1 protein-coding gene is annotated in these 2,236 nt (G+C 46.8%); it reads right to left on the reverse strand.

The features are described 5' to 3' along the window. Positions 1–115: 115 nt before the first annotated feature. On the reverse strand, positions 116–2,104 hold the full coding sequence (locus CDG79_RS40190; protein ID WP_094347005.1) for a S8 family serine peptidase: 1,989 nt from the start codon (positions 2,102–2,104) through the stop codon (positions 116–118). Between the last annotated feature and the right edge of the window lie 132 nt (positions 2,105–2,236).

The following is a 2,236-nucleotide window of genomic DNA, read 5'->3' on the forward strand; positions in this document are numbered from 1 at the left end:
CCTCTGCCCCTCTGCCCCTCTGCCCCTCTGCCCCTCTGCTCTATCAAACGCCTGAAGCTTGTGAGAAATGCGGGTCTACCCAGCCTACAACTACCCTTAACCCAAGCGTATTGGCTTAAAATCCAATTTCAATGGTTAAGCTGCGAATCTTTCCTGTATCTGCGTTAGCTTTATCTGCAACTTCAAGAGTCCAGGTTCCTTGGGGATTTTTACCTTTAAAGGCTGCAAGTTTTGGGGTGTTTACCTCGTCATAAGTTGTTTTAATATTATCTGTAGCTCCGCCTTGGCGATCGTGCAGAATGATGGGAAGTATACCTATTTGCACTGGGGGAAGAAGAGTAACGACAAGATCCCCAATATAGGTATGCTCAATGTCTACATTAACTTTGATGGATTTCAGGAGGGTGGTATTAGCGATCGCCAACGACAATGTTGATGTTTGTAAGTCGTTAATGGGGATATCTTGCACTGCCTTGAATATAGTAATGGGCGATGTTTGCGCCGGCTTGGCCAATTCTACAGCTTTGAGAGCATTCATTCGACCATAACCGTAGAAAGGGCTGCGACCATTGGCATCATATTTACCTCCAGCTTGATCGATGCGATCGCAGGAGCGTTTTATAATATCTCTTACTTCGTCCCAACGCAGATTTGGGTTTCTGGCAATAATCAAGGCTGCTACCCCAGCCGCACCTGGACAAGCACTGGAAGTTCCACCGAATTCGCTTGTGTAGTTACCTCCGGCATCACCCAGATTCCGATTACCCGAATTATAGCCAACTACACCAGCGCGATCGGTTGTCCAAATTCCTGGGGTTTGAGAACTATCACCATTGTTACTAGGGAAGGCACACCACACCGCTTGACCAAAGTCGCTGTAAGCGCTTCTCGTGCCGAAGTCGTTACAAGCCGCCACAGCAATCACCTTTTGGTAACTAGCGTAGCCATCGTTATCCACGCTTTCGTTACCATTACCAGCCGCGAATAAAATTACACATCCCTTGCCGTTGCGCCCTTTATTAATTGCAAAGTCCATAGCAAGTCTTGTAGAGTCAGGCAGAGGTACTTTTTGCTTGTGTAGAGGATCGTCTGGCTCAAACCAAACACCATCTGCTGGGCCCCAGCTACAAGAAATAACATCAGCACCATTTTGAGCCGCCCAAATAAAAGCATCTGCTTCATCCTGTGACCCCAACGATGAAGCTAAACGAATCGGCATTAGTTTTGCACCCGGTGCTACACCAGATGCGCCAAATTTCCCGTTTCCACAAGCTACTCCGGCACAAGCTGTACCGTGATTATTGTCGTTTCCGGGTCTTGGATTGTCACTTTTACGTGTGACATCACGCGGGGCAACAATCTTTCCAGAGGAACGGAACTCTTCATGATCGAGATCCACACCGTCGTCGATAATTGCAATAATTGCCCCTGTGCCATCGCTTAATTTCCAAGCGGCCTCAACGTTGGCATGGGCGTTAATTACCTTACCATTAATTGTTGTTTGCTTTAAGTGCCACTGTTGTGGGAAAACCTGACGTTGGCGTGATTCACGCACTAGTTCAGGATGACACAGTTCAACTGATTCTTCATTTAGAAGTCGCTCGGCAATGTCAAAGATGGCTATACCAGTGTTTGCAGGTGCATTGACAAAGTAAGTATTCCGTGCATATTCAAGTTGGCGTTTAATTGTTAAGTTGTAACGTCTTAATACCTCTTGGCAGACACTTGATTCTTCTTCGTTATCGAATTTAACAAAGAGGTTTTCGGTGTAAATTACCGGTTGACTGGAGACTGGATCGATGAGGACACGTCCGGCAAATTGGACTTCAGACTCTTGGTTGAGAATTTCACGGGCGCGATCGCGCAGAGCCACACCCTGATTCGGAACTTTCGCTTGCAGAATTTCTACACCCGCTTGCCGAAACCGCGTTGTTAACTCGAATTGATTGAGGATGCTACGAGCCGTGGGTGACACAGGCGCGACTTCAAACGGTCTTGCACCGACAATAGTACTGCGGCTTTCGGTACGCACTACAACGTGTTCGTCACTGATCGCAAGTTCATACTGTTTACCGTTTTGTCCACCATAGCGAACCTGAACCATATTTTAATCTCCTGGGATATTTATCTTGAAAATTGAGCATTGAGAAATCGTATTATGCACTACCCGCATTTCTCACAAGTTTGAAATGCAGAGGGGCAGAGGGGATTGAACTTGGCACATTGAACTCTCCTC

It is taken from the genome of Nostoc sp. 'Peltigera membranacea cyanobiont' 232, from assembly GCF_002245985.1.
In the GTDB taxonomy this organism is placed as follows: domain Bacteria; phylum Cyanobacteriota; class Cyanobacteriia; order Cyanobacteriales; family Nostocaceae; genus Nostoc.

Bases quoted from the DNA above. Each gene is read 5' to 3' on its own strand.
- CDG79_RS40190 (WP_094347005.1), bottom strand. From the start codon at position 2,104: ATGGTTCAGGTTCGCTATGGTGGACAAAACGGTAAACAGTATGAACTT.